Annotated in this window: 27 protein-coding genes; 21 read left to right on the plus strand and 6 right to left on the minus strand. The window is 31.4% G+C overall.

Going from position 1 to position 26660, the window contains the following annotated elements; all coding sequences use genetic code 11:
• Positions 1-58: 58 nt before the first annotated feature.
• From ELQ10_RS01655 to ELQ10_RS01670, 4 genes are all read right to left on the minus strand, one after another.
• Positions 59-664, minus strand: coding sequence for an NAD(P)H-dependent oxidoreductase (locus ELQ10_RS01655; RefSeq protein WP_086032107.1), 606 nt, complete (start codon positions 662-664; stop codon positions 59-61).
• The gene (locus ELQ10_RS01660; protein WP_134250097.1) at positions 664-1284 is read right to left on the minus strand and encodes an NAD(P)H-dependent oxidoreductase; all 621 of its coding nucleotides are present in this window, start codon (positions 1282-1284) and stop codon (positions 664-666) included. Before ELQ10_RS01660 ends, ELQ10_RS01655 begins: the two co-directional genes overlap by 1 nt.
• A gap of 63 nt (positions 1285-1347) precedes the next feature.
• Positions 1348-1773, minus strand: coding sequence for a GNAT family N-acetyltransferase (locus ELQ10_RS01665; protein ID WP_002777060.1), 426 nt, complete (start codon positions 1771-1773; stop codon positions 1348-1350).
• An 11-nt stretch (positions 1774-1784) separates the two neighbouring features.
• Positions 1785-2873 carry a CinA family protein gene (locus tag ELQ10_RS01670; protein WP_002852915.1) on the minus strand — a complete coding sequence of 363 codons (1089 nt, stop codon included), beginning with the start codon at positions 2871-2873 and terminating at the stop codon, positions 1785-1787.
• A gap of 97 nt (positions 2874-2970) precedes the next feature.
• Here ELQ10_RS01670 and ileS point away from each other — a divergent pair, with 97 nt between their 5' ends.
• From ileS to ELQ10_RS01775, 21 genes are all read left to right on the plus strand, one after another.
• Complete coding sequence (gene ileS / locus ELQ10_RS01675) at positions 2971-5724, plus strand: isoleucine--tRNA ligase (protein ID WP_134250098.1); 2754 nt, start codon at positions 2971-2973, stop codon at positions 5722-5724.
• Entirely contained in the window at positions 5718-5828 is a 111-nt protein-coding gene (locus ELQ10_RS01680) for a membrane protein (RefSeq protein ID WP_002869114.1), read from the plus strand. The genes ileS and ELQ10_RS01680 overlap by 7 nt, the downstream gene beginning before the upstream one ends.
• The gene (gene gatA, locus ELQ10_RS01685; RefSeq protein ID WP_133401440.1) at positions 5825-7186 is read left to right on the plus strand and encodes an Asp-tRNA(Asn)/Glu-tRNA(Gln) amidotransferase subunit GatA; all 1362 of its coding nucleotides are present in this window, start codon (positions 5825-5827) and stop codon (positions 7184-7186) included. Before ELQ10_RS01680 ends, gatA begins: the two co-directional genes overlap by 4 nt.
• A gap of 9 nt (positions 7187-7195) precedes the next feature.
• The gene (gene guaB / locus ELQ10_RS01690; protein ID WP_002936667.1) at positions 7196-8653 is read left to right on the plus strand and encodes an IMP dehydrogenase; all 1458 of its coding nucleotides are present in this window, start codon (positions 7196-7198) and stop codon (positions 8651-8653) included.
• A complete protein-coding gene (gene xseB / locus ELQ10_RS01695) occupies positions 8650-8823 on the plus strand; it encodes an exodeoxyribonuclease VII small subunit (RefSeq protein ID WP_002853034.1) in 174 nt (57 codons plus the stop codon). Before guaB ends, xseB begins: the two co-directional genes overlap by 4 nt.
• A complete protein-coding gene (locus ELQ10_RS01700) occupies positions 8816-9592 on the plus strand; it encodes a carbon-nitrogen hydrolase family protein (protein WP_133401439.1) in 777 nt (258 codons plus the stop codon). The genes xseB and ELQ10_RS01700 overlap by 8 nt, the downstream gene beginning before the upstream one ends.
• A gap of 11 nt (positions 9593-9603) precedes the next feature.
• Positions 9604-11577, plus strand: coding sequence for an LTA synthase family protein (locus ELQ10_RS01705; protein ID WP_070305521.1), 1974 nt, complete (start codon positions 9604-9606; stop codon positions 11575-11577).
• A gap of 63 nt (positions 11578-11640) precedes the next feature.
• Positions 11641-12939 carry a UDP-N-acetylmuramate--L-alanine ligase gene (gene murC / locus ELQ10_RS01710; protein ID WP_079264406.1) on the plus strand — a complete coding sequence of 433 codons (1299 nt, stop codon included), beginning with the start codon at positions 11641-11643 and terminating at the stop codon, positions 12937-12939.
• On the plus strand, positions 12932-13282 hold the full coding sequence (locus tag ELQ10_RS01715) for a hypothetical protein (protein ID WP_134250099.1): 351 nt from the start codon (positions 12932-12934) through the stop codon (positions 13280-13282). Before murC ends, ELQ10_RS01715 begins: the two co-directional genes overlap by 8 nt.
• Entirely contained in the window at positions 13272-15482 is a 2211-nt protein-coding gene (locus tag ELQ10_RS01720; protein ID WP_079264405.1) for an endonuclease MutS2, read from the plus strand. Before ELQ10_RS01715 ends, ELQ10_RS01720 begins: the two co-directional genes overlap by 11 nt.
• Entirely contained in the window at positions 15479-16180 is a 702-nt protein-coding gene (locus ELQ10_RS01725; protein ID WP_002880759.1) for an NAD-dependent deacetylase, read from the plus strand. Before ELQ10_RS01720 ends, ELQ10_RS01725 begins: the two co-directional genes overlap by 4 nt.
• Positions 16173-16772, plus strand: a complete 600-nt coding sequence (locus ELQ10_RS01730) for a LysE family translocator (RefSeq protein ID WP_002880756.1) — start codon at positions 16173-16175, stop codon at positions 16770-16772. The genes ELQ10_RS01725 and ELQ10_RS01730 overlap by 8 nt, the downstream gene beginning before the upstream one ends.
• Before the next feature lie 3 nt (positions 16773-16775).
• On the plus strand, positions 16776-17873 hold the full coding sequence (gene dapE / locus ELQ10_RS01735; protein WP_002877725.1) for a succinyl-diaminopimelate desuccinylase: 1098 nt from the start codon (positions 16776-16778) through the stop codon (positions 17871-17873).
• A 9-nt stretch (positions 17874-17882) separates the two neighbouring features.
• The gene (gene thiS, locus ELQ10_RS01740) at positions 17883-18074 is read left to right on the plus strand and encodes a sulfur carrier protein ThiS (RefSeq protein ID WP_002858367.1); all 192 of its coding nucleotides are present in this window, start codon (positions 17883-17885) and stop codon (positions 18072-18074) included.
• Positions 18071-18874, plus strand: a complete 804-nt coding sequence (gene thiF / locus ELQ10_RS01745) for a thiamine biosynthesis protein ThiF (RefSeq protein WP_079264404.1) — start codon at positions 18071-18073, stop codon at positions 18872-18874. The genes thiS and thiF overlap by 4 nt, the downstream gene beginning before the upstream one ends.
• A gap of 2 nt (positions 18875-18876) precedes the next feature.
• Positions 18877-19653 carry a thiazole synthase gene (locus ELQ10_RS01750; protein WP_002880751.1) on the plus strand — a complete coding sequence of 259 codons (777 nt, stop codon included), beginning with the start codon at positions 18877-18879 and terminating at the stop codon, positions 19651-19653.
• Between the two features lie 2 nt (positions 19654-19655).
• Entirely contained in the window at positions 19656-20801 is a 1146-nt protein-coding gene (gene thiH / locus ELQ10_RS01755; protein ID WP_002880750.1) for a 2-iminoacetate synthase ThiH, read from the plus strand.
• Positions 20791-21396: a thiamine phosphate synthase gene (locus tag ELQ10_RS01760; RefSeq protein ID WP_002880749.1), complete on the plus strand. Its 606-nt coding sequence runs from the start codon at positions 20791-20793 to the stop codon at positions 21394-21396. The genes thiH and ELQ10_RS01760 overlap by 11 nt, the downstream gene beginning before the upstream one ends.
• Positions 21393-22283: an AraC family transcriptional regulator gene (locus tag ELQ10_RS01765; RefSeq protein ID WP_002852985.1), complete on the plus strand. Its 891-nt coding sequence runs from the start codon at positions 21393-21395 to the stop codon at positions 22281-22283. Before ELQ10_RS01760 ends, ELQ10_RS01765 begins: the two co-directional genes overlap by 4 nt.
• A gap of 62 nt (positions 22284-22345) precedes the next feature.
• Complete coding sequence (locus ELQ10_RS01770) at positions 22346-23197, plus strand: ATP-binding protein (RefSeq protein WP_002918514.1); 852 nt, start codon at positions 22346-22348, stop codon at positions 23195-23197.
• Between the two features lie 7 nt (positions 23198-23204).
• Positions 23205-24368 carry a CynX/NimT family MFS transporter gene (locus ELQ10_RS01775; RefSeq protein ID WP_002858279.1) on the plus strand — a complete coding sequence of 388 codons (1164 nt, stop codon included), beginning with the start codon at positions 23205-23207 and terminating at the stop codon, positions 24366-24368.
• On the opposite strand, the gene murG is transcribed toward ELQ10_RS01775, so the two are convergent.
• Together murG and ftsW are read right to left on the minus strand one after the other, a co-directional pair.
• Positions 24339-25367 carry an undecaprenyldiphospho-muramoylpentapeptide beta-N-acetylglucosaminyltransferase gene (gene murG, locus ELQ10_RS01780; RefSeq protein WP_002875943.1) on the minus strand — a complete coding sequence of 343 codons (1029 nt, stop codon included), beginning with the start codon at positions 25365-25367 and terminating at the stop codon, positions 24339-24341. The two genes, ELQ10_RS01775 and murG, sit on opposite strands and share 30 nt — an antisense overlap.
• The gene (gene ftsW / locus ELQ10_RS01785; RefSeq protein ID WP_133401437.1) at positions 25364-26527 is read right to left on the minus strand and encodes a putative lipid II flippase FtsW; all 1164 of its coding nucleotides are present in this window, start codon (positions 26525-26527) and stop codon (positions 25364-25366) included. Before ftsW ends, murG begins: the two co-directional genes overlap by 4 nt.
• Positions 26528-26660 lie beyond the last annotated feature (133 nt).

Consider the following 26660-nt stretch of genomic DNA (forward strand, 5'->3'; position numbering starts at 1 on the left):
GTAAAAATACAAAAAAGAATCAGTTTATTTTTATTTAAATTTTGCTTAAAAGCAAAATTTAAATAAATTTTACAACTTCATCAAAACTAAAACGATTTTTTTGAGGATTTTTTTCATCGTTGCAATATCCTAAAGCCACCACCAAACTTGATCTTTCTTTTTGAATATCAAGTGATAAATAAGAATCAAGCTTTTCTTTATCAAAACCACCTATAGTGCAACTTGCTATATTTAAAGCATTAGCACTGTAAAGTATGCTAGCTAGAGCTATATGAGCTTGTTCTCTTGCATAAGATATTTTTTGTTCTTGATTTAGAGATTTTAAAAAAGGCATATAAGTATCTAAGCGTTTTTGAATTTCTGTTTCACTCATATCTCTTTTTCTAAGTTTTTTTTCAAAATAATCTAAAAAATCAAGTCTTGAAATGATGATAATTAATGCAGCACAATCTTTTACATGTTTTTGTTGGTTGCAAATTTTAGAAAGTTCTTCTTTTCTTTTCTCATCTTGTGCTACTATAAATTTCCAAGGTTCCAGTCCTAAGGAGCTGGGGCTTAATCTTGCTATTTCTAAAATAGAATTTAAATCCTCTTTTTTGAGTTTTTCATTTTTAAAATTTCTACAAGAATATCTTGTGCTAAAAATTTCAAGTTCTTTTTTCATTATTTTTCCTTGTAAAATTCGACGACTTCATTAAAATTTAAGCGTTGAGTAGAATATTTTGGTTCGTGGGCTTTATATCCTAAGGATAAAATTACAGCAGTTTCAAAAGGATAAGTTAAATGAAGAAAATCATCAACCTTAGCTTTTTCAAATCCACCTATCATACAAGAATCAATACCTAAGCTCATTGCAGCTAGCGACATTTGCATCATAGCAAGATAGCATTGAAGTTGTGCGTAATGATAGAGTTCATTATCATTCATTGCATTGGTTTTATGGGTGTAAATTTCTAAAATTTTTTGAAAATTTTCTTCGCTAGAACCTGAGAAACGACACACTTGTTTTTGTGCAAATTCATCTTTGCTTTGAAGATCTTTTCTTGCTAGAAAAATAATATTATGACTCGCACTTGCTACATTTTGTTGATTGTAACATAGGGTTGAGAGTTTAAGATTGTGTTCTTTTTGTTCTAATACTACAAATTTCCAAGGCTCAAATCCATGTGAGCTTGGGGCTAAGACTCCACTTTCTAAGATAAAATGCAAATCCTTTTCATTGATTTTTTTATCATTAAAAAGTTTACAAGCTCTGCGTTTTGAAATTAGTTCTTTAAAATTCATTTTATTCCTTCAAATCAAAAATAATAATATTAATTATAAAATGCAAAGCTTAATCAAAAAATATTATAGTTTGATATTTTTCTTAAAAACAAAACCGGATTTTTCAAAACCCATTTTTTGGATATAAAATTCATGAGCTTGTGTTCTAAAAAAACTTGAACTTAGTTCTAATTCTTCATATCCTTGATCTTTTGCCCAAATTTGGATTTTTTTCAAAAAAGCTTGACCTATACCTTTTCCTCTTAAAGCTTCATCTACGACAAAATCACAAATATAAAGACAATGATTATGATAAAGTACATTAAAGGGCATGACTCCACAAGCTGCTTTGTAGCTTCCCTCATTTTCATAGGCAAAAAGTTTATAATGTTGAGTTTGTGTAGCAAGTTGGATTTTGTCTAAAAAATCTTTCAAAGATAGGTTATTTCTTAATTGTTTTATCAAGGGATAAATTTTTTCCAAGTCTTCTTTTAGCTTAATTTCTTTCATTTTTAAATCCCTTAAATTTCAAAAATCTCAGGTTTTAATTTTAAAAGTAGGCAAAAAGTTGCTAAAACAGCTTGTTCTTGCATAAATTCACGATCTCCATCTAAATAAAGCGTTTCTTGGATAAAAGTTCCATCTCTAAACATTGCGCCTATATAAATAGTGCCTGATTTTATTTTTCCCTCATCTTTTTCGCCAACTACTCCGCTAATAGCTAAGGCAAAATCAGGATTAGCCGTTTTAAAAATACCTTTTAGCATAAAATAAACACAACGTTCACTGTATTCGCCATTATTTTCTAAGACGCTTTCGCTAATTCCAAGCCATTCGTGTTTGATGCGGTTGGAATAACTTACAATAGATCCTTCAAAAATTTCACTTACACCTGAAATTTTGGTTAAGGTGCTTGCACAAAGTCCGCCTGTGCAACTTTCAGCAAAAGAAATTTTTAATTTTTTTTCTAAAAGTTTAGAGCTTATAAAATGTATAGGATCTTTACCTAAAAACACCTTTTGTCCAAAAAGATTTTTTACGCTATTTAAAAAACCATCAAGTTTTCCAAAATTAGCGCAAGTGGCCTTAATAAGCACAAGATTATCTAAAAGCTTGGTTGATTTTATACTTATCTCATAAGATTTTGTTAGGGTTTGCAGTAGCAATATAGCGCTTTCATCATCCATGCCAAAAATGCAAAAATATGCAAAATTTAATTTTATATGCCCAAGAAGATTGGGTAATTTTTCGCTTGGATTTATTTTAACGACATTGATTTTTGAATTTGAAAAATTACACACAAAGCTATTTTTACTAAATTCTGCTTTATCTGGAACCAAGGTATCATCTTTTAAGATAAGATTATCATCATTTAAAGTTGCTAAAATTTTAGCAACAGTCGCATAATGCAAAGGGCTTGTAAATAAAGTGATAAAATCATACTGATTTAAGAGATTTTCAAGTAAAAAAGGTAAATCTTTATCGGTTTTATTTTGTATGCGAATTTCGTTAATTTCTTTAAATTTTTCTTCATAAGTTCTATAAATATAATTTTTGAATTTTTCGTTTATAGTAAGCTCATCTCCTATAAGATAAAGCAAATGTTTCATAAATTTTCCTTTTTTCTTATAATTATAGCCAAAAACAAAGTAGAAATTAAAGCTAATTTGAGTAGAATTTAAGATTATTAAAAATTAGGTGGAAAAAATGGACTACAAAGAAACTCTACTTTTGCCCAGCACTACTTTTGCTATGCGGGCGAATTTAGCGGAACTTGAACCGCAAAGATTTAAAAAATGGTTTGAGCAAAATTATGCTTATGAAAAAATGAAAGAAAATCGCAAAAATGCGAAAAAAAGTTTTACCTTGCACGATGGCCCCCCTTATGCTAACGGACATATCCATATAGGACATGCTTTAAATAAAATTTTAAAAGAAACTATTATCAAAACGCATTATTTTAAAGGTGAGAGTGTGCGTTTTACTCCAGGGTGGGATTGTCATGGTTTACCTATAGAACAACAAGTAGAAGTAAAGCTTGGAGAAAAGAAAAAAAGCTTAAGCAAGAAAGAAATTCGTGAGTTTTGCAGACAACATGCGAGTGAATTTGTAGATATCCAAAGAGAAGAATTTAAAAATTTAGGCATTATTGCAGATTGGGATAAGCCTTATTTAACTATGAAATTTGAGTTTGAAGCAGCGATTTATAGAACTTTATGTGAGATTGCTAAAAAAGGCTTACTTTGTGAGCGTTCTAAACCTGTTTTTTGGAGTTGGGCGGCAAAGTCAGCTTTAGCAGAAGCTGAGGTAGAGTATCAAGATAAAGAAGATTATTCTATCTTTGTGGCTTTTGATTTAGATGCAAAAGCTTGCGAAAAATTAGGTGTATTAAAAGCAAGCGCAGTGATATGGACAACTACGCCTTGGACTTTGGTGGCTAATCAAGCTATAGCCTTAAATCCTAACGAAAATTATGTGATCACTAAAGAAGGTTTGATTTTTGCAAGTGCTTTACTTAAAAGCATGGTAGAAAAAGGACTTACAAGTGGAGAAATTCAAAAAGAACTCAACGCAAAAGAATTTGAAAAACTTGAAGCTATCAATCCTTTAAATGGAAGAAAATCTGTTTTAATCATGGGTGAGCATGTATTGATGGATGGTGGAAGTGGGCTTGTGCATACTGCACCAGGACATGGCGAAGATGATTACTATGCTTGTTTGAAATATGGCATTGAAGTTTTAATGCCTGTTGATGATGGTGGATGTTATGATGAAACTTTAAGAGCTAAAGAGCTTTTGCCTTCTCATTTGCTTGAAGAGTTTATAGGTCTTCATATTTTTAAGGCCAATGAAAAGATTTTAGAACTTTTAGGCGCAAAACTGTTGCATTCTTCTAAATTTATACACTCTTATCCGTTTTGCTGGAGAACGCATAAGCCTGTGATTTATAGAGCTACTAAACAATGGTTTATTTTAATGGATGAGCCAAAACTTCAAGGAAAAACTTTAAGAGAGTGTGCAAAAGAACAACTTTTAAAAACAACCTTTTATCCGCAAAGTGGGGTAAAAAGAATAGGTTCTATGGTGGAAAATCGCCCAGATTGGTGTATTTCAAGACAAAGGGACTGGGGAACGCCTATAGCCTTTTTTAGAGATAAAAACACTAAAGAAGTCATTTTTGATGATGAGCTTTTTGACTTTGTAGCGGCTATTTTTGAAAAACACGGCGCTGATGCGTGGTGGGAGTTTGAAATCAAAGATTTAATTCCTACAAATTCAAAATATAAAGCTGAAAATTTAGAAAAAGTATATGATATTTTAGATGTTTGGTTTGATAGTGGAAGTACTTTTAATGCGGTTTTAAATAGTGGGCTTTATGACGCAGGAGAAAAAAGAGCAAGTATGTATTTAGAGGGAAGCGATCAACATCGGGGTTGGTTTCAAAGCTCTTTGCTTGTAGGTACAGCGATCAATGAAAACGCACCTTATGAAAGCATTTTGACTCATGGTTTTACCACCGATGAAAAAGGGCAAAAAATGTCTAAATCTAAAGGCAATGTGATTGCTCCTGAATATGTAGCAAAAACTTATGGAGTTGAAATTTTAAGACTTTGGATACTTTTAAGTGATTATTCAAGTGATTTAAAAATTTCAGACAATATCTTAAAACAAGTAGGCGAACAATACCGCAAAATAAGAAACACTATAAGATTTTTACTTGCTAATACCAATGATTTAAAAGATTTAGAAGTTAAAGAATTTAGCTTTATTGATAAGTGGATATTAAGCCGTGCAACTAAAGTTTTTAAAGCAAGTAAAGAAGCATTTTTTGCTTATGAATTTGCTAAAGGTTTTAGTTTGCTTTTAAATTTCTTAAGTGCGGATTTAAGTGGGATTTATCTTGATATCAGTAAAGATAGACTTTATTGCGATAGTGAAAATGCTCAAAGAAGAAAATCTGCTCAAGTGGCTATGGCTTTGATAGCAAAAGAACTTTTAAATTTGCTTGCTCCAAATTTAAGCTATAGTGTAGATGAGGCTTTAGAACATGCTAATGTTTTAATCAAAGGTGATGCAAAAGATGTATTTGATCTGAGTTTAACTCAGGATTTTGATTATGATTTTGGTATAGATGATACATTTTTAATGAGCGCTAGAGAGAAATTTTTTGAACAAATTGATATACTTAAAAAAGATAAAATCATTAAATCTACTTTGGAATTAAATTTAAACATCAGTTTTAATAAATTCCCAAATGAGGAATTAGCCGATTGGTTTATGGTAAGTCAAATCAGCAATGAAAATGAAGAAATTTTGGCTGAATTTGAAGTAGAGAATGAGAAATTTAAAATCACCAAAGCTTCACTTTGTAAATGCCCAAGATGTTGGAAACTTCAAAGTAAAAATGAAGAAACACCTTGTTTAAGATGTGAAGAAGTTTTAAAAGGAGTTCAATGCTAGAAAATCCGATTCCAAATAGTATTATCATCACAACTATAGCGGTGGTTTTGGCTTTTAGTGCTTTAGCAGTATTTTTGATCAAAAAAACAAAGGAAAATAAATGATAACTTTAAAAGAAGCTTTAAAATACTCCAAAGAAGAACTTGAAAATTTAAAAAAAGAACTCAATGAAAAAGCAAAAAAAGAAAAAAAATTAGGTGCTTATATTGAACAATTTTTAGATAAAGACTTAAGTGTTTCAGGTGAAGGTGTGCCTGTAGCTATAAAAGATAATATCAGCGTAAAGGGCTGGGAGCTTACTAGTGCGAGTAAGATTTTACAAGGTTATATTGCTCCTTATGATGCAAGTGCGATTGTTAATTTAAAAGCTAATGGTTTTTCTCCTTTTGGGCGTTGCAATATGGATGAATTTGCTATGGGAAGTTCAACAGCGAGTTCTTGTTATGGAAAAACTTTAAATCCTTTAAATTTTGAGCGTGTTCCAGGTGGGTCAAGTGGTGGAAGTGCTGCTGCGGTAGCGGGTGGCTTGGCTTTGGCAAGTTTGGGTTCTGATACAGGTGGATCTGTACGCCAACCTGCGGCTTTTTGTGGTTGTGTAGGATTTAAACCGAGTTATGGAAGAGTGAGTCGCTATGGCTTAGCTTCTTATTCTTCAAGTTTGGATCAAATCGGGGTTTTAACGCAAAATGTAGAAGATGCGGCAATTTTATATGATGCGATCGCAGGATATGACAAAATGGATAGCACGAGTGCAAATATCGAGTTTATCAAAACCGCTCCAAATTTAAATGCAAATAAAAAATTAAAAATCGCAGTGATTGAAAATTATGTCAATGATGCAGATAGTGAAGTAAAAAACGCACTTTTAAAAACCATAGATATGTTAAAAGCTAATGGACATGAGATTGTATATAAAAATTTGCTTGATTCTAAGTTTGATATTGCGGCATATTATATCATCGCAACAGCTGAAGCAAGTGCAAATTTAAGTCGTTATGATGGGGTACGTTATGGCAAGCGTTCTGAAAATATTCAAAATTTAAAAGAAATGTATGTAAATACACGCAGCGAAGGTTTTGGTGAAGAAGTAAAAAGAAGAATTTTGTTAGGAACTTTTGTTTTAAGCAGTGGATATTATGATGCGTATTATATCAAAGCACAAAAAGCTAGAGCTTTTATCAAGGCAAAATATGAAGAAATTTTGCAAGATTGTGATCTTATTTTTATGCCTGTAACTCCTACAACGGCTTTTAAATTTGATACTCAAAAAAGCCCTATGCAAACTTATTTAGAAGATGTTTATACTATCTCTGTAAATTTAGCAGGGCTTGGAGGCATTAGTGTGCCTGTTGCAAAAGATAAAGAAGGGCTTAATATATCAGCACAACTGATTTGCAAAGCTTATGATGAACAAACCTTGTTAGACGGGGCTTTAAGTTTAGAACAAATGATTAAAAATTAAGGATGAAAGATGAAAATTGTAAAAAGAGCTTTAACTTTTGAAGATGTATTATTGCGTCCTGGGTATTCTGAAGTTCTACCTAAGGAAGTAAAAATTCACACTAAACTAACAAAAAATATCACTTTAAATATGCCTTTAATCTCTGCGGCTATGGATACCGTTACTGAACACAGAGCTGCTATCATGATGGCAAGACTTGGAGGACTTGGAGTGATTCATAAAAATATGGATATAGCCTCACAGGTTAGAGAAGTAAAAAGAGTGAAAAAAAGCGAAAGCGGGGTGATTATCGATCCTATTTTTGTAAGTCCTAAGGCAAGTGTTGCGGAGGCTTTAGAAATCATGGCAGAGTATAGAATTTCAGGTGTTCCTGTAGTGGATGAAAATCAAAAACTAATAGGCATACTTACCAATCGTGATTTAAGATTTGAGAGTGATTTTTCAAATTTGGTTGAAAATGTTATGACTAAAATGCCTTTAATCACTGCTCCAAAGGGTTGTACTTTAGATGATGCGGAAAAAATTTTCAGCACCAACAAAGTAGAAAAACTTCCTATAGTTGATGAACAAGGACGCTTGGAAGGACTTATCACTATAAAAGATCTTAAAAAACGCAAAGAATATCCCGATGCCAATAAAGATGGTTTTGGAAGATTGCGTGTGGGTGCGGCTATAGGAGTAGGGCAAATGGATCGTGTAGATGCTTTAGTTGAAGCTGGCGTTGATGTTGTTGTGCTTGATTCTGCGCATGGACATTCTAAAGGTATTATCGATACAGTAAAAGCAATTAAAGCCAAATATCCAAATTTAGATCTTATCGCAGGAAATATTGCTACCGCAGCCGCAGCAAAAGCACTTTGCGAAGCAGGGGTGGATGCGGTTAAAGTAGGTATTGGGCCAGGAAGTATTTGTACTACACGTATTGTTTCAGGTGTGGGTGTGCCTCAAATTTCAGCCATTGATGAGTGCGTGGAAGAAGCAAATAAATTTGGCGTTCCTGTGATAGCTGATGGCGGGATTAAATATTCAGGTGATATTGCAAAAGCTTTAGCTGTAGGTGCGAGTTCCGTTATGATAGGATCGCTTTTAGCTGGAACGGATGAAAGTCCAGGAGAGCTTTTTACTTATCAAGGAAGACAATATAAGTCTTATCGTGGTATGGGCTCACTTGGGGCTATGCAAAAGGGAAGTTCGGATAGATATTTTCAGCAAGGTACTGCTCAAGATAAACTCGTTCCTGAAGGTATAGAAGGGCGTGTTCCTTATGTGGGAAGTATAAGAAGCGTGGTGCACCAACTTTTAGGAGGTTTGCGTTCTTCTATGGGTTATGTTGGGGCTAAAGATATAGAAGATTTTCAAAAAAGAGCTGAATTTGTTGAAATTACTACCGCAGGGCTTAAAGAAAGTCATGTACATGATGTTACTATCACTCATGAAGCACCAAATTACAAGGTCAATCATCAATGAGTTTTGAAGAAAATTTAAAACACGCTAATGAATCTTTGGAAAAATTAAACAATCAAGAGCTTGCCTTAGATGAAAGTGTAAAAATTTACAAAGAGGGTTTAGAAAGTATCAAAAAAGCAAGACTTGAGCTTGAAAAAGCAAAATTAGAAGTGGAGCAAATCGATGAGTAAAATAGCGGCTTTACAGTTTCCAACTTTAGCTTTAAGTGAATCAAGGCTTGATTATTATCTCAAAGCTTCAAAAGACAATGGGGCAAATTTAGTAGTTTTGGGCGAATATGTGATCAACAGTTTTTTTACAGAACTTTTACATATGCCAAAAAATATGATAAAAGAACAAAGTGAAGCTAAAAAAGAAAGCTTGATTAAACTTGCTAAAAAATACGAATTAGAAATCATCGCTCCTTATGTAAGCGTTGAAGCTAAAAGTTATAAAAAACTTTGCTTAAAAGTGACTCCAAATGGTGTTAAAAGTTATGAACAGCAAATTTTAACGCCTTATGAACATTGGAATGAAGAAAAATTTTTCAGCAACAAAACTCCATCGGAATTAAAAATTTTTACTTTTAATTATGAAAAATTAAAATGTGCTTTACTTTTTGGTTTTGAGACGCATTTTGATATTTTTTGGCAGCAGATTATGGCGAAAAAAATTGATTTGGTTATCGTTCCTAGTGCTTGTACCTTTGAAAGCAAACAAAGATGGGAAGAGCTTTTAAAAACAAGAGCTTTTTTAAATTCTACAAATATTTTAAGAGTCAATCGCATAGGCAAAACAAAAGATGAATGGAATTTTTACGGCGATACTTTGTTTATCAATGCTTTTGGCGAGATAGAAAGTAAATTAGGTTCTGAAGAAGAAATGCTTATTATAGAGCCTAAAAAAAGTGATGAAGCAAGAAAACTTTGGGGTTTTGATAAAATTCTTAAGAATTTTTAAAGAAGGTAAATATGAGAAAAATTTTACTTCAAATTTTTATTTTTAGCGTATTATTTATAGTAACTTTTGCCATTAATCGTATTTTAATGCAAAATTCTTTCATCCCTACAGGTTTAATTAGTGATAAAAATGAAATCTTTTTAATGTATCTTTTGGGTGTTTTTCATGATATAAGATTTTTAAGCGCAGCGTTTTTACCATTCTTGCTTTGTGGTTTTTTAAGTTTAATTTTTTCTAATATAAAAATAAATAATAAGTTAGTAATATATAGTAAAAATTTTTATTTCATTTTTTCAAGCGTTTATATAATTGTTCTTTCTTGTCTTTGTATAGGATTTTCTTATGCAAAATACTATTATTACGAAATTTACAAGACTAAATTTGATATTTTTATGTTTACTCTAAAAGATGATAATACAAAAACTATTTTAAGTATTATTTATCATGATTATCCAATTTTAAAAATTTTAGCTTTAATGTTGATTTTTGGAGTTTTTGTATTTTTTTTAAATTTGAAAATATTAAATTTAAAGCTAAAACCTGTTAATTTAAGATTATTTCCCTTAATAGCTTTAAATTTAATATTAATTATTGTTTATGTTATAGCCTTAAGGGGTCCCTTTAAGCATGTGGCTATAAATGTGCAAAATTATTCTTTTAGTGAATATAGTGTTGTAAATGATACAATGTTAAATCCAATTATGGCATTTTCTTGGGCTTTAAAACAATATAAAGAAGAAGCGGCTTTGAAGGTTATCACACCTTTGAAAGCACAAGAACTTAAAGAAAAACTTTTTGATTATTTGCATCAAAGTCCTATAAATCTAAAAGCTGAAAAGAATCATCCTAGTGTATTTGTTAACTTAATGGAAAGTTTTGGGCTTAATTTGGCTGATTTTGCAAATACAGAACATAATTTTTTAGGTTCGTTAGATAAACATTTTAAGCAAGATTTTTTATTCAAACGCTTTTTGAGTTCTAGTAATGGAACTATACCAAGTTTTGCAAACTTATTTTTTGTAAGTCCATTTTCTAATATTTCTACAAGTAAATTTCAGAAAACTTATTTGGATTTAACACCTATTGCTGTTTATAAGAAAGCAGGATATAAGGTGATTTTTGTAAGTGCAGGTAATGGATCTTGGCAAAATATTAAAAATTATCTCAGTATTTTGGGAGTAGATGAGATTATAGATGAAAATATTTTAATGAAAGAGTATAATGGAGCAAAAGATAGTGAAAATGGTTATGGGATAGCTGATGAGTTTTTATATAAAAAAGTTTATGACTTACTTCAAAAAAATCCACATAAAACCCTTATAATTGCTCTTACCATATCCAATCATCCACCTTATAAAATTCCACAAAATGATTTGCCAAAATTACAAAACATTCCACAAACTTTGCTTAATATGCTTCCTTATGAAAAAGATAAACAAGATAATATTATCAAAGCTTATACTTATGCAAATAATGAATTTGGAAAATTTCTAGATAAAGTAAAACAAAGTCCATTTAAGAATAGTGTTATTATAGCAGCAACTGGAGATCATAGAGTACGCGAAATGAGTATGGATTTAAATTCCCAAAAAGCTTTTGCTTATAGTGTACCTTTTTATCTTTATATTCCTAAGGATTTGCAAGATAATATTTATTATGATAAAGATCGTGTAGGATCTCATAAAGATATTTTTCCAACTCTTTATGCTTTAAGTTTAAATAATGTCAAGTATTTAAGCGTAGGCGGAAGAAATATGTTAGCAAGACCAAATGATGAGAAATTAGAATTTGGGATCAATGATGCTGTATGGATTGATAAAAAAGGTATTTATAGTGGTGGTAAAGGGTACTATTTTGAAAGTAATGATACTTTAAAAGATATGAATAAAGCTTTTAACCTTGATGGTTATACTAAAGACTTTGATAAATTTTATAGAGAGTTAAATTTATATCAATTAGCTGAGCGTTTAGGCATTTCAAAATAGGATTTATATTTTCTTTTTAGTAAAAAAGTGCTAAAATTTAGCCTTTAAAGTATAAAGGTTTAAATGATGCAAAATATCCATTTTATCGGCATAGGCGGTATAGGAATTTCCGCTTTAGCAAGATTTTTAAAAGAAAAAGGTTTTAAGATTAGCGGAAGTGATCTTAAAGAGAGTAAAATCACTAAAGAACTAGAAAAAGAAGGGGTTAAGGTCAGTATCCCTCATCATAAAGACAATATTTTAAACAAAGATTTAGTTATTTATTCTGCTGCTATCAAAGAAGAAAATCCTGAATTTAAACACGCTAAAGAATTAGGCATTAAATGTCTTTCACGCAAGGAGGCCTTGCCTCTTATTTTAGAAGATAAGCGTGTTTTTGCAGTTGCAGGAGCACATGGAAAAAGCACAACTTCAAGTATTTTAGCTTCTTTGCTTGATGATGCTTCTGTGATCATCGGAGCGATTTTAAAAGAATTTGGTTCAAATATGATTTATAAAGAAAGCCAAAACCTTGTTTTTGAAGCTGATGAGAGCGATAGTTCTTTTTTAAATTCAAATCCTTATTTGGCTATAGTTACCAATGCGGAAGCAGAGCATTTAGATCATTATGGCAATGAAGTTTCAAAACTCCATCATGCTTATGCGGAGTTTTTAGATACGGCTAAAATTCGCGTGATTAATGCTGAAGATGAGTTTTTGAAAAATTATAAAAATGAGTCAATCAAGCTTTATCCAAGCAAAGATATCAAAAACTGCACCATGTGTATAGAAAATTTCAAACCTTTTACAAGCTTTGAGTTAAAAGATTTAGGTGAGTTTAAAGTTTTTGGTATGGGATATCATTTAGCCCTTGATGCGTCTTTGGCGATTTTGGCGGCTCTAAATTTTTTAGATATAGAAACGATAAGAACTAGGCTTAAAAATTATCAAGGTATTAAAAAGCGTTTTGATATTTTACATGCTGATGAAAATTTGGTTTTAATCGATGATTATGGTCATCATCCAACCGAAATAAAAGCGACTTTAAGTGCAGCACAAGAATACGCAAAATTAGGTAGATATAAAAAAATCACAGCTATCTTTGAACCCCACCGCTACACGCGTTTAGCTGCAAATTTAAAGGAATTTGCAAAGGCTTTTGAAGGTGTTGATGAGCTTGTAATTTTACCTGTTTATGCTGCAGGAGAAGAGCCTATAGAGCTTGATTTAAAAGCGGTTTTTCCTAAGGCTTTATTTGTAGAAGATATTAAAAGAGAGGGTAAATTTTTGGTGGCTTCTAAGGGGCAGGTTTTTGAAGAAGGGCTTATTATAGGTTTTGGCGCAGGAGATATCAGCAACAAATTAAGGCAAAAGAATGAGTAGGGTTTTTTTATATTTTTTAATTATTTTAATTTTAGCCTTAATCACTTTTGCTTTGCGTGAAAAATTAGGCAAAAAAACTAAACCTTTTTTTGGTATTTTACTTGTGATTTTTATTGTTTTAGCAGTATTTTTTGAATTTGAAAATATGCAAAAAAGTCATTTAAGAACAGATATTATCGTAGTTTTTAATCAAAATAAAAATATTTTATGTAAAGATATCAATGTTTCTAAGGCGTATTTTAATTATGAATTTGGTACAGGAAGTTTTATTTCAAAGGATAATAATCAAAGTTTTAATTCTTTAATTATAGATATTAAAGATTGTAGGTTAAATGATGAATGATACAAAAGAAGAATTGATCTCAAAGCTTGATTTAAACAACTATTTAGAAGAGTTTAAAGCCCTTTTTGCAAGAGATAAGGAGATTTTTTTGCAAGGAGATTCTAATCTTCATTTTAAACGTATACATGAGCTTTGCGAGGTGGAATTTCCTACTATACCAGAGCTTAGCAATCTTGATAAAGCCTTAGTTCATTTAAGCAAGCAAGGAATTTTACATTTAGATGAAATTTTTGAATTTGTAAAAATTTTTCGTTATTTTGAAAAGTTAAAAAAAATAAAACTAGGAACAAATTTAGACTCTTGGCTACAAAAGATAGAATTTGTTAGCGGGGCTTTGGAACTTTGTTTGAATTTCGATGAGAAAGGGGAATTAAAAGAAAGTTTAGATGAAAGACTTGTAAATCTTAATGCTGCTTTAAGATTAAAAAATGAAAGCATAATAGCTGAGTTTAAGAAATTTTGCTATACAAAAGCTTTAATGCCTTATCTTATCGATACACAAATCCATCTTATAAACAATCTTGAAGCCTTGCTTGTAAGAGGCGGGTTTAATCACGCTATTAAAGCAAAAATCATAGGTAGAAGTAGCGGTGGCGGCTTTTATATCGTGCCTTTAAGTGTTGAAAATTTGCAAAATGATATAGAAAAAATCAAAAATCAAAAAGAAGAAATTTATTATGAATACGCTAAAAATTTCTCAGCTTTTTTAGCAAAAAACCTACCTTTTTTAAAATTTATCAATACAGCCTTTGATCTTTTTGATCATTATAGTGCTAGGGTTTTGCTTGCTAAAAAAAGGGATTTTGAATTTGTTTTGTGCGATCAAAGTACAGATTTGGTTCTTAAAAATTTCGCTCATCCTGCTTTAAAAAATCCAAAAAGTGTGAGTTTGGAATTTAAAAAACAAGTTTTAATCATCACAGGGGTAAATGCAGGTGGAAAATCCATGCTTTTAAAATCCATGTTAAGCGCAGCATTTTTAGCTAAACATCTTTTGCCTATGTATATCAAAGCAAGTGAAAGTAAAATCGGTACTTTTAAAGAATTTGACGCTATTATAGAAGATCCGCAAAATGTTAAAAATGACATTTCAACTTTTGCAGGAAGAATGTTGCATTTTTCTAGACTTTTTTCTAAGAAAAATTTGCTTTTAGGTATAGATGAAATAGAGCTTGGAACAGATTTTGAAGAAGCGGCTTGTTTGTATAGTGTGTTGATTTCAAAACTCATAGCTAATAATCTTAAAATCATCATCACCACCCACCACAAACGCCTTGCCATGCTTTTAGCAAAAAATGAGCAAGTTGAACTCATCGCTGCTTTATATGATGAAGAGCTTTCACGCCCAAAATATGAGTTTTTAAAAGGCACTATAGGAAAATCTTATGCCTTTGAAACGGCTTTGCGTTATCAGATTCCGCCGAATTTAGTTAGCGAGGCTAAAAAGCTTTATGGCGAGGATAAAGAAAATTTAGAAGAGCTTGTGGGTAAAAATATCAATCTTGAATTAGAACTAAAAGCTAAGCTTAAAAATGTCGAGAAAAAAGAGCAAAAAGTCGATGAAATTTTACTTTCCTTAAAAGAGCAAAAAGAAAAAAATGAACAAGAATTTCGTACGAGTTTGAGAAATTTAGAATTTAAATTTCACAAAGCCATAGAAGAAGCTAAAAAAACTATACAGCTTAAAGATATAAAAGACAAACAAAGAAGTCTTAATAAAGCCAATGAGCTTAAAAAAGAAATCATTTTGCCAAGTATGGAGCAAAACGAAGAATTGCGTGTGGGGGATTTTGTAAAATATGAAAAAATTAAGGGTAAAATCATAAGCATTTCTAAAAACGATGCTATGGTTGAAAGCGATGGGATCAAACTTCGTGTGCCTTTAAAACTGCTTAAAAAAAGCACTCCTACACCTAAAATAAGTCCAAAAACAAGCATTAGTGTGGCAAAACCGACTAATCTTAGCGTTAGCTTGGATTTGCACGGGCTTAGGAGTGATGAAGCTATTTCAAGGCTTGATAAATTTATTTCAGATGCTTTGCTTGCAGGCTTTGATGAGGTTTTGATTTATCATGGTATAGGCACAGGAAAGCTTGCCTTTGCGGTAAGAGAGTTTTTAAAAACCCATAAAAGCGTTAAAGGCTTTAATGACGCACCGATCAATCAAGGTGGTTTTGGTGCTAAGGTGGTGAGATTATGAAAAACATTATGATATTAAGCGGAGCGGGTTTGTCTGCTCCAAGTGGGCTTAAAACTTTTAGAGATAATGATGGACTTTGGGAAGAATACGATGTGATGGAGGTTTGCTCCGCAACAGGTTTTAGAAAAAATCCTAAAAAAGTACTTGATTTTTACGATGCAAGAAGAGCGCAACTTCAAAATGTAAAGCCAAATCATGCTCATGAAAAAATCGCACAATTAAAAGAAAAATGGGGTAAAAATCTTTTTGTTATCACGCAAAATGTAGATGATTTGCTAGAGCGTGCAGGGTGTAAAGATGTGATTCATTTGCATGGCTTTTTGCCTGAACTTCGCTGCTTAAAATGCGAAGGAATTTTTAATATAGGCTATGAAAAAATCACAGATAAACAATGCCCAAAATGCAAAAGCAAGGATTTAAGACACAATATAGTCATGTTTGAAGAGCAAGCTCCTGCTTATGCTACGCTTTATTCTTTGCTAAATCAAACTTCGCTTTTTATCAGCATAGGCACAAGTGGGGCGGTTTTGCCTGTAGGGCGTTATGCTTCAATGTGCGAAAAAAGTATTTTAAATATCTACGAAAAAGATGCGAATTTAGAGCGGTATTTTGATAAAATCTATATAGAAGATATTATAAGTGCTATTGATAAAATCGCACTTGATATAGAAAATTTTATGAAAGATGGTAATGTTTGATTCTTTTTTAAGTGGAGTTTTTTTGGGCTTTGGAGTGAGTGTGCCTTTTGGACCTGTAAATATTTTGATTTTAACTTATGCACTAAAAGCTTTTAAAAATTCCATAGCTGTAGGACTTGGAGCATTTAGTATAGATATGCTTTATCTTTTTTTGCTTCAATTTGGGCTTTTAAATTTTTTAGACAATGTTATTTTTATGCGTTCTTTGGCGATTTTTGGTTTTTGTTTTTTAACTTATATGGCGTACTTGATGCTAAGAAAAAAGAAAGAAAGCTTAAATTTAGAGCATAAAGAATTTAAAGAAAGTCTTTTGAAAAGTTATATTAAAGGAGCTTTTTTAAATGGTTCAAATCCTTTTGTGATAGGATTTTGGCTTAGTGCTGCAAGCGTGGTTTTAAGTAGTGATCATGCTTATTTTATGACTTTGGGGCTTGTTGTGGCTATACTTTTTTGGGTAAGTGCTTTAGCCTTTGTGGTGGCAAGATATAGTCATGTTTTTAGTGCAAAAGTTGTTTTTATAATCAATATAATTTCAGCTATAATTATAGAGTATTTTGCTCTTAATTTATTATATAAAACTTTCTTAGGATAAAAAATGAATGCAAAAGAATTTTTAATCGAACTTTTAAAATTTAAATCTGTTACGCCAAATGATGATGGAGCTTTAAATTTCATCGCTATGGAACTGAGTGATTTTGAAGCTTTTTTTATAGAAAAAGAAGGCATTAAAAACCTTTTACTCACTAAAAAATTTAAAGATGAGGGTGAGCATTTAGCTTTTGGTGGGCATGTAGATGTGGTGCCTGCAGGTGAGGGTTGGAGTAGCGATGCTTTCGTGCCTATGGAAAAAGAAGGCTTTATCTATGCAAGGGGTGCTCAAGATATGAAAAGCGGAGTAGCAGCCTTTGTAGATGCGGCAAAGAATGCGGATTTTAAAGGAGCAAGACTGAGTCTTATTTTAACAAGTGATGAAGAAGGCGAAGCTATATATGGAACTAAGGCTGTTTTAGAATGGATGCAAGAAAGAGATATGCTACCTGATTATGCTGTGGTTGCCGAGCCAACCTGTGTTAAAAAAATTGGTGATAGTATTAAAATAGGGCGTCGTGGTTCTATCAATGGAAAGCTTTTAATCCGTGGAAAACAAGGGCATGTTGCTTATCCTGAAAAATGTATCAATCCTGTGCATGATTTTGCGCCAGTTTTAAAGCTTTTAGCGGGTTTTGATCTTGATCCTGGAAGTGCTGAATTTAGTCCTTCAAAAATCGTTATTACCGATATTCGCGGAGGTATGGGGGTGTGTAATGTTACGCCAAATGATTTAAAACTTATGTTTAATGTTCGCAATTCCCCTGATACAAGTTTAGAAGATGTAAAAAGTTATGTAGAAAAAATTTGTCATGGTTTAAACTATGAGTTAGAGCTAAAACAATCAAGCGAAGCTTTTTTGACAAATATCGATAATAAAATCGTTCAAAAAATGAATGAAAGCGTTCAAAAAATCACTCATGAAGTGCCAGAGCTTAATACCAAAGGTGGTACAAGTGATGCAAGGTATTTTGCAAAATATGGTGTAAAAGTAGTGGAATTTGGGGTTTGTAATGATAGAATTCACGCTATTGATGAAAGAGTAAGTATAGAAGAATTTGAAAAACTTTGCCTTGTTTTTAAAGACTTGATAGAAAATTTTTAAAGGTTTAGAATGATTATCAATGGACAAAAGCTTGAGTTAAAAGAGCTTAAATTTATGGATTTTATCAAAGAAAAAGGTTTTAAAATTGAACTTATTGCTTTAGAATTAAATGGAGAAATCGTACCAAAGAGCGAATTTGAAAATTTGATTTTAAAAGAAAACGATAAAGCTGAAATTGTAAGTTTTGTGGGAGGTGGATGATGAGAGTAAAATTTAATGGCAAAGAACTTGATACAGACTTTAAAACAAGTTTGGAATTTTTTGAAAATATCAGCAAAAATGAAAATGATGTATGGATTATCAATGGTTTTGCAACAAAAGAGAATATTGCTTTAAACGAAGATGATGAGCTTTTTTGTATAGAAAGAAATACTTTACCTCCAAAAGATGCGCTAGACGCTATGATGAGAGCAAGACACACTCCAAAACTTCATGATAAACTTAAAAATGGGCGCGTGGCAGTTTGTGGTTTAGGTGGGCTTGGATCGCACATTGCGATAAATTTAGCAAGAAGTGGAGTGGGGTATTTAAAGTTGATTGATTTTGATGTGATTGAGCCTAGTAATTTGAATCGTCAAGCTTATCGTGTAAGTGATTTGGGTAAATTTAAAACCGAAGCTTTAAAAGAGCAAATTAGCGAGATTAACCCTTATATCAGCGTTGAAATTTGCACTTTGAAAATCAATGAGGATAATTTAAAATCTTTGTTTAAAGATATAGATATAGTTTGTGAAGCCTTTGATAGTGCTATCGCAAAAGCAATGATGGCACAAAATTTTCATAGATTTTACAAAGATAGTATTTTAATCTGCGCTTCAGGGCTTGCGGGCTATGGTGATAGCAACAGCATACAAACAAGAAAAATTGCTAAAAATTTCTATGTGTGTGGGGATTTGGTAAATGGTGCTAAGCTAGGAAATGGACTTATGGCGCCAAGGGTAAATATTTGCGCAGGACATCAAAGTAACCTTGTTTTAGAACTTTTAGCAAATAAGGAGTAAAAATGCAAGAAAATTTAAAAAACGATAAATTAAAAATAGGCAAATACGAGTTTGATTCAAGATTTATTTTAGGTTCTGGAAAATATTCGCTAGGGCTTATAAAATCAGCTATAGAAGAAGCTAAAGCGCAGATCATCACTCTAGCCTTACGCCGTGCAAATACAGGGGAAATTGCTAATATACTTGATTATATCCCTAAAAATATCACACTTTTACCCAACACTTCAGGCGCAAGAAACGCCGATGAAGCTTTACGCATTGCAAGGCTTTCAAGAGAGCTTGGTTGTGGAGAACTTATCAAGATAGAAGTGATAAGCGATAGTAGGTATTTGCTGCCTGATAATTATGAAACGATTAAAGCTTGCGAGCTTTTAGCTAAAGAGGGTTTTACACCCTTACCTTACATGCATGCTGATCTTTACGCAGCTAGAGCTATGCGTGATGCTGGAGCTGCGGCTATCATGCCTTTGGCAGCGCCTATTGGGAGTAATAAAGGCTTATGTGCTAAGGAATTTATACAAATTTTGCTTAATGAAATTGATTTGCCTATCATTGTAGATGCGGGTATTGGAAGTCCTTCACAAGCTTGTGAAGCTATGCAAATGGGAGTAAGTGCGGTGATGGTAAATACAGCCATAGCTGAAGCTAAAGATATAGCCTTGATGGCTAGAGCTTTTTCTTTGGCAGTAAATGCGGGAAGAGCGGCTTTTTTAGCAGGTTTGGCAAGTGTGAGTGAAGCTAAAGCAAGTTCTCCATTAACAGGCTTTTTAAGGGATTGATTATGCAAGATTATATGCAGTATTTACCTCACATGCAGGAAATAAAAAGCGAAATTTTAAATAAGGTTTTAAGTCAAGTTCAAAGCTATGATGAGAGTCAATTTAGCGCCAAGGATGTTAAAAATGCTTTAAATCAAACACATTTAAACATAGAGCATTTAAAAGCCTTGCTTTCAAGTGCAGCAGAAGATTTCATAGAAGAATTAGCCTTTAAATCCGCCAAAGTCAAGCAAAAATATTTTGGAAATTCTATCTCTCTTTTTACTCCGCTTTATTTGTCAAATTATTGTAATTCTAAATGTGTTTATTGTGGTTTTCAAAAAGGCAATAAAATCGCAAGAGCTAAGCTAAATGAAGCTGAAATTCACGAAGAAATGCAAGCCATTGCTAAAAGTGGTTTAGAAGAAATTTTAATGCTAACAGGTGAGGGTAGGGAGTTTGCAAGTGTAGAATATATAGCAAATGCTTGCAAGATTGCTAGAGAGTATTTTAAGGTTGTAGGTGTTGAAATTTATCCTATGAATGAAGATGAATATAAAATTTTGCATGAAAAGGGTTGTGATTATGTGACTGTTTTTCAAGAAACTTACAATCCTCTAAAATATTATAAAATTCATTTAGCTGGTGAAAAACGCATTTTTCCTTATCGCTTTAATGCTCAAGAAAGAGCTTTAAAAGCGGGTATGCGTGGAGTGGCTTTTGGGGCGCTTTTAGGCATAGATGATTTTAGAAAAGACGCTTTTGCTACGGCGCTTCATGCACATTTTTTACAACAAGCTTATTCGCATGCTGAAATTTCTATTTCAGTACCACGTTTAAGGCCTATTATCAATAATGCTAAAATCCATCCTAAAGATGTGAGTGAAAAACGCCTTTTGCAAGTACTTTGTGCTTATAGACTCTTTTTGCCTTTTGCGGGCATTACCATTTCAAGTCGTGAAAGAATAGGTTTTAGAGATGAGGTTATCAAGCTTGGTGCTACTAAAATGAGTGCAGGAGTGAGTGTGGGTATAGGTGAGCATAAGGGTGAGAAAAAGGGTGATGAGCAGTTTGAAATTTCAGATGATAGAAGCGTAGATGAAATTTTAGCTATGCTTAAAAGATCCAATTTGCAAGCTGTGATGAGCGATAGTATCTATGTGGGATAAAAAAATCATCGCCATAAGCGATAGAAAATGTGTAGAAATAGACTTTTTAAAGCAGATTGAAAAACTTGCTAAGGCTAAGGTAGATGCTATAGTTTTAAGAGAAAAAGATTTAAGCGAATTTGAGTATTATGACTTAGCAAAAGAAGTTTTAAGCATTTGCGCAAAGCAAAAAGTGACTTGTTTTTTGCATTTTTTTGATAAGGTTTGTTTAAAATTAGGACATCGTTATTTTCACACACCGCTTTCTTTGCTAAGAAAAGAACCTAAATTAACAAAATATTTTCATATACTTGGTACTTCAGTCCATAGCAAAGAAGAGCTTTTAGAGGCGATGAGCTATAAGGTAAATTATGCTTTTGTAGGGCATATTTTTGAAAGTTCTTGCAAGATGGGTTTAGAACCTAAAGGGCTTGATTTTTTAAAATCCTTACTTGAATTTAGTCAAATTCCACTTTATGCTATAGGCGGTATCAATGCTCAAAATATAGAAAATTTTAAAGATATAAATGTAGCAGGCGTTTGTATGCGTGAAATTTTAATGAAAGAAAAAGATCTTAAAAAGTATCTTTTAGAATGTAGGCAAAATTTACGATGAATAAAATTCTTTCTTTACCAGAAGATTTAAAGCAATTAAAAGGTGTCAATTATAAAAAAATTAAATCTTGCACTTTTGCTAAATATACACAAACGGATACTTCGCATTCTACTTTTGTTAATGTAGGAAGTCATCTTTTAACTTTTGTTCGCAAAGGATATAAAATTTTACATACTGCATCAAAAGATTATAAGATTAACTCTTATGAAACTTTGTTTTTAAAAGCTGGGAGCTATACTTTAAGCAATGTAGGACTTAGTAAAGGAGTTTATGAAGCTTATTTATTTTTTTTTGACAATGCATTTTTAATTGAACTTATTTATAAGTATAAAGATTTTTTTAAACTAGATCAAAAGTTTCAAAACTATGAAATTTTTTGGGTAAAAAATGATAAGATTTTGCAAGGAATTTTGGAAAGTTTTTCACCGCATTTTGAAGAAAATACGCAAATTTTAGATCCTATAGTGAGTTTGAAATTTGAAGAGATTTTTTTACATTTGCTTTTAAATAAGAATATTTATTTTATTAGTTTTTTATCAGGAATTTTAAAAGAATTTCGCCTTGATCTTTCCCAACTTTTTGAGTATTGTGGTAGAGAATTTTTAAGCGTAAATGAAATGTCTAATTTTGCGAAATTAGATTTAGCAACTTTTTCTAAAGAATTTAAGAAATGTTTTGGACAAAGTCCTAAAAAATGGTTAGATGAAAAAAGGTTGCAAAAAGCAAAGATTTTACTTAAATTTTCTAAAAAAAATATCAATGAAATAGCTAATGAGTGCGCTTTTTCTTCGGTAGCTTGGTTTATTGAAAGATTTAAAGAGAAATATGAGCAAACTCCTAAGCAATATCAAAAAACAAAAAACTTGTATTTTTTATCAAAAAACTAGCACATTTTTTTTATCTAAATAAATATAATTCAATGAAAATATTTTTAAATAAAGGAGAAAATATGAAAAAATATGTTTTAAGTTTAGCGCTTCTTGGAAGTTTGCTTGGTGCAAGTGAATTAAAATATCAAGAATTTGATGGTTTTAAAAGCCCTGAAAGTATTTTTGTAGATAAAAACTATGTTTATGTATCTAATGTAGGAGAAAAACTTGAACCTTTGGCGAAAGATAATGATGGATTTATTTCTAAGCTTGATAAAAATGGCAAAGTGCTAGAATATAAATTTTTAACCCATCTTAATGCACCAAAAGGCATGATGGAGATTGGAAAAACTCTTTATGTGGTAGATATCGATGTTTTACGCGGTTTTGATCTTAAAACTAAAAAAGAAATTTTTAATTTACCTATTAAAGGTGCAATCTTTTTAAATGACATAGAAAAATTAGACGACAATACGCTTTTGGTTAGCGATACTGGCACAGGGCTTATTTTAAAGGTTGATTTAAAAACTAAGCAATATGATGAATTATTAAAACTTGATTTAGCAAAATTTGGCGGTCCAAATGGGTTATATCTAGATAGAAAAAAACATAAGCTTTTTATAGCTGGTTATCATCCTGATGGTGTAAGTGGCGGTGTTGTAATGGCTTATGATTTAAATACAAAAGAACTCAGTATAATTAAAAATGAAAAAGAATCTTATGATGGAATAGTTCCTTATAAAGATGGTTTATTGGTAAGTTCTTGGGGAAATAATCTAAATGGATATATTTATAATTTAGATAATGTTAAATCTGTAAAACTTGAACTTCCTTTGATGAAAGGTCCTGCAGATATATTTATTGAAGGTAATATTTTATGGATTCCTAAGATGGCAGAAGGTAAAATATTCAAAGTAGAACTTAACAAATAAGGCTTTTATGGCTTCTTTTAAAAAGATATTTTGGATTAATGTTACTATTGTTATTATTGTAGCTTTTAATCTTAGAGCCCCAATTACTGCAGTGGGGCCTATTATTGATATTATTAAAGATAAGTATTATTTAAACTCAACCGTAGCGGGCATACTTACAAGTCTTCCTTTGATAGCTTTTGGAAGTATTTCTTTTATTGTGGGGTATTTTTCTCCTATTCGTGCTATTGTTTTTGGAATTTTTTTAATTTTTTTAGGCGAAATTATTCGTTCTTATTTTGGTGTATATGGCTTATTTTTAGGAATGTTAGCAATGGGCTGTGGTATAGCAATTGCAAATGTTTTACTTCCTAGTTTTATTAAAGAAAAATTTCCAAAAAAAATGGCAAGTATAATGGGAATTTATAGTCTTGTTTTGAGTATTTCTTCGATTATGGGTATTGCTTTAGCTATACCTTTGCTTAGTGTATTTGATTTAGCTGGAGCTATGTTTTTCTGGGCTATTTTTTCTTTTGTAGCTTTAGTAGTTTACTATCCTCAAGCTAAAAATGGTAGATTTTTTCGTATTAAGAAAAAAACTCATAAAAAAATCAATCTTTTTACAAATTTAACAACTTGGAAAATTACTCTTTTTATGGGATTTCAAAGTTTTTTAGCTTATTCTTTGTTTTTTTGGTATGTTCAAATTGTTGTAGAAAAAGGATTTGATAAAGAATTTTCTACAAGTATGGTTTTATTTGCTCAACTTGTTGCAGCTCCAGTGTCTCTTTTTGGCCCTTTACTTTTAGGAAAATTAAGACAAAATTTACATACTTTTTACATAGCAGGTTTGTGCAGTATGTATGTGATCGCTTTTGGTATGCTCTTTATTTTTGATAGTAAAATTTCTATTATTATCAGTGCTTTTATCATGGGTTTTCCATGGGGTGGAGTTTTTGGCATTGCGTTGCTTTTTATTGCACAAAAAAGCTCTAATGCTCAAATAGCAGCGAGACTTTCTGCTTTAGCTCAGGGTTTTGGATATTTAATTGCAGCACAAGGACAATGGATTATAGGTTTTTTGCATGACAAATTTGAAAATTTTTCATTTGCTATTTTGATGTTAGTTTTTGTTGGAATTTTAGTAAATATCTTTGGATATTTATCTTATAAAAGTCAAATTATCAAATAAAGCTTTTTGGATTAGCATATCTGCGCCATTTTTTTGGGTTATATTTTGCAATCTTGTAGAAATATTTTCTAGATTTAGTTTTAATATTGACTTAAAAAATTCATCAAGATTAATAGAGTTTTGCATAAAAATTTGACATAAAGCTTGATCTTGTAAAAATTTAGCATTAAAGTATTGATGATTTTTAGCTGCATAAGGATAAGGTATAAAAATAGTGGGCAAAGTATTAGCACAAAGTTCAAAAAGAGTACTTGCACCTGCTCTTGATATAGCTAGATCTGCATTTTTCATTTTTTCTTCCAAATTTAAACTAAAATCAAAAATATCAGCTTGGATATTTAAGCTTTGATAATGTTTTTTGCACTTTTCAAAATCATTTTTTCCACATTGATGGATGATTTTGATATTTTGTTCTTGAAGTTTTGGTGCTAAATTTAAAGCTAGTTCGTTGATAAAATGAGCCCCTTGTGATCCTCCTAAGAAAATAATATTTTTTAATTCTTTGCGAATCCTAGCATTATCAAAAAATTTATCTGCTACAGGATAAGGGCTAATTTCTTTTTCAAAAGCGCTAAAAAATTTTGTAGCGAAAGGTTTTAAAAGCATATTTAAAGAGCCGCTTTTTGAATTTTGTTCATGTATAAAAAGAGGCAAATGTGAGAATAAAGCCGCAAAAGATGCAGGAGCTGCACTGTATCCACCTACACTAAAAACGGCTTGGATGTGGTATTTTTTAAAAATTTCTCTACAATCTTTGGAGAGTTTTAAGGTGTGGAGTAAAGAACTGATTTTGTCAAATTTGCTTTGATTAACCACTCCTTTAGAGCTTAAAAAAAATTTTTCCTTAAAGCGTACTTCATTTTCAAACCAAGCTTTATCTTGACCATTTTGACTGCCTATGTATACACATTCTATATTTTTTTTAATCGCACTTTCTAATAAGCAACGCACTATGGCCAAATGTCCTCCAGTTCCACCACCTGTTAAAGCTATTGTCATAATTTAACCTTTTTTGAAATCATTAATACATATCCTATGCCTATACAAATTGCCCACATTGAACTTCCTCCATAGCTTAAAAGTGGAACCGCTACGCCTTTTAGTGGAGTGAGAGAAATAATACCAAAAGCATTCATAAAGAAAGAAAAAAGTAAAAGTAAGGCTATGCCTGAACAAAAAATAAAATCTTGTTTAGCTTCACATCTTCCTGCAATTCTAAAAATTCTTAAAATCATCCAAAGATAAATATAGCAAATAACCCCAAGACCTAAGAATCCTATTTCTTCAGTAATTCCTGAAAGAACAAAGTCAGTATGCACTTCACTCAAAAAGCCTAATTTAAAAGTTCCAAGTCCTAAGCCTTCGCCAAACATTCCTCCATGGGCTATAGCATTTAAAGAGTGTGAAATTTGATAAGGCTCGGTATTGCTACTTACTCTTAAAGCATTTGCCAGCCAATCAGGAAGCATAGGTAAAAAAGCATCTTGTATATTTCCCCACCAAGAAGCGATTCTTTGAATTCTTCTTTGGTTGCTAAAAATTACCATTATACCTATCATCATAATAATTAAAGTTCCAAAAGCAAAAAGCCTTTTACTAGCTCCTGCAAAAAAAGCTAAAGCCAGAATCAAAAAGAAAGAAATTACGCTTTGTCCTAAATCGTTTTGAGTGATATAAATATATCCTATAACTATAGAAGCTAAGATACAATAAGGCAGAAGAATTAAAGCCTCGTGTCTGATAGCTTTTTTGCTATCATCAATACGCCTTGTATAGCTCCATGCTAAAAAATAAATCAATCCTATTTTAAAAAATTCCACAGGAGAGATAGAGAGTGGGCCTAAGCGTATCCAGCGTTTAGCTCCTCCGCTAGCTGTTGCTAATGCAGAAGGTAAAAATGGCAAAATGATGATAAAGATAAAAGAAATAATCAAAATAGCTAAAATAATTTTTTTAGAAAGTGCTTTATCAGGGTCTAATCGAGAAATAAAAAACATTATAAGTATGCCACTAATTCCAAAAAAAAGCTGACGAATAAAAAAATGAAACTCGCTATAGTCAAGAAAAAGAACAGTAAAAGCTGTAAGAGAGTATGAAAATACTATTCCTATGGTGATTAAAATACAACTTAAATAAAATAATCTTTTATCAGCAACCATTATAATTATAACTTTTCTTTATTGGAATTAAAATTTTAAAAAGTTTTATTATAACTAAAATAAATTAAATTTTTTGCTAAGTTTTTGTAAGGAAAATTTGCTAAAATTAACAATAAAAATATAACAAAAAAGG

It is taken from the genome of Campylobacter sp. US42a (genome assembly GCF_004379055.1).
Classification (GTDB): Bacteria; Campylobacterota; Campylobacteria; order Campylobacterales; family Campylobacteraceae; genus Campylobacter_D; species Campylobacter_D jejuni.

What these genes read in the sequence shown, in the direction of transcription:
- ELQ10_RS01730 (WP_002880756.1), top strand. Translation starts at nt 16,173, where the DNA reads ATGTTTGATTCTTTTTTAAGTGGAGTTTTTTTGGGCTTTGGAGTGAGT.
- thiF (WP_079264404.1), top strand. Translation starts at nt 18,071, where the DNA reads ATGATGAGAGTAAAATTTAATGGCAAAGAACTTGATACAGACTTTAAA.
- ELQ10_RS01665 (WP_002777060.1), bottom strand. Translation starts at nt 1,773, where the DNA reads ATGAAAGAAATTAAGCTAAAAGAAGACTTGGAAAAAATTTATCCCTTG.
- murG (WP_002875943.1), bottom strand. Translation starts at nt 25,367, where the DNA reads ATGACAATAGCTTTAACAGGTGGTGGAACTGGAGGACATTTGGCCATA.
- ELQ10_RS01700 (WP_133401439.1), top strand. Translation starts at nt 8,816, where the DNA reads ATGAGTAAAATAGCGGCTTTACAGTTTCCAACTTTAGCTTTAAGTGAA.
- ELQ10_RS01750 (WP_002880751.1), top strand. Translation starts at nt 18,877, where the DNA reads ATGCAAGAAAATTTAAAAAACGATAAATTAAAAATAGGCAAATACGAG.
- ELQ10_RS01660 (WP_134250097.1), bottom strand. Translation starts at nt 1,284, where the DNA reads ATGAATTTTAAAGAACTAATTTCAAAACGCAGAGCTTGTAAACTTTTT.
- murC (WP_079264406.1), top strand. Translation starts at nt 11,641, where the DNA reads ATGATGCAAAATATCCATTTTATCGGCATAGGCGGTATAGGAATTTCC.
- ELQ10_RS01775 (WP_002858279.1), top strand. Translation starts at nt 23,205, where the DNA reads ATGGCTTCTTTTAAAAAGATATTTTGGATTAATGTTACTATTGTTATT.
- ELQ10_RS01715 (WP_134250099.1), top strand. Translation starts at nt 12,932, where the DNA reads ATGAGTAGGGTTTTTTTATATTTTTTAATTATTTTAATTTTAGCCTTA.
- ELQ10_RS01670 (WP_002852915.1), bottom strand. Translation starts at nt 2,873, where the DNA reads ATGAAACATTTGCTTTATCTTATAGGAGATGAGCTTACTATAAACGAA.
- ELQ10_RS01765 (WP_002852985.1), top strand. Translation starts at nt 21,393, where the DNA reads ATGAATAAAATTCTTTCTTTACCAGAAGATTTAAAGCAATTAAAAGGT.
- gatA (WP_133401440.1), top strand. Translation starts at nt 5,825, where the DNA reads ATGATAACTTTAAAAGAAGCTTTAAAATACTCCAAAGAAGAACTTGAA.
- ELQ10_RS01760 (WP_002880749.1), top strand. Translation starts at nt 20,791, where the DNA reads ATGTGGGATAAAAAAATCATCGCCATAAGCGATAGAAAATGTGTAGAA.
- xseB (WP_002853034.1), top strand. Translation starts at nt 8,650, where the DNA reads ATGAGTTTTGAAGAAAATTTAAAACACGCTAATGAATCTTTGGAAAAA.
- ELQ10_RS01725 (WP_002880759.1), top strand. Translation starts at nt 15,479, where the DNA reads ATGAAAAACATTATGATATTAAGCGGAGCGGGTTTGTCTGCTCCAAGT.
- ELQ10_RS01720 (WP_079264405.1), top strand. Translation starts at nt 13,272, where the DNA reads ATGATGAATGATACAAAAGAAGAATTGATCTCAAAGCTTGATTTAAAC.
- ileS (WP_134250098.1), top strand. Translation starts at nt 2,971, where the DNA reads ATGGACTACAAAGAAACTCTACTTTTGCCCAGCACTACTTTTGCTATG.
- dapE (WP_002877725.1), top strand. Translation starts at nt 16,776, where the DNA reads ATGAATGCAAAAGAATTTTTAATCGAACTTTTAAAATTTAAATCTGTT.
- ELQ10_RS01680 (WP_002869114.1), top strand. Translation starts at nt 5,718, where the DNA reads ATGCTAGAAAATCCGATTCCAAATAGTATTATCATCACAACTATAGCG.
- ELQ10_RS01770 (WP_002918514.1), top strand. Translation starts at nt 22,346, where the DNA reads ATGAAAAAATATGTTTTAAGTTTAGCGCTTCTTGGAAGTTTGCTTGGT.
- ELQ10_RS01655 (WP_086032107.1), bottom strand. Translation starts at nt 664, where the DNA reads ATGAAAAAAGAACTTGAAATTTTTAGCACAAGATATTCTTGTAGAAAT.
- ELQ10_RS01705 (WP_070305521.1), top strand. Translation starts at nt 9,604, where the DNA reads ATGAGAAAAATTTTACTTCAAATTTTTATTTTTAGCGTATTATTTATA.
- ftsW (WP_133401437.1), bottom strand. Translation starts at nt 26,527, where the DNA reads ATGGTTGCTGATAAAAGATTATTTTATTTAAGTTGTATTTTAATCACC.
- guaB (WP_002936667.1), top strand. Translation starts at nt 7,196, where the DNA reads ATGAAAATTGTAAAAAGAGCTTTAACTTTTGAAGATGTATTATTGCGT.
- thiS (WP_002858367.1), top strand. Translation starts at nt 17,883, where the DNA reads ATGATTATCAATGGACAAAAGCTTGAGTTAAAAGAGCTTAAATTTATG.
- thiH (WP_002880750.1), top strand. Translation starts at nt 19,656, where the DNA reads ATGCAAGATTATATGCAGTATTTACCTCACATGCAGGAAATAAAAAGC.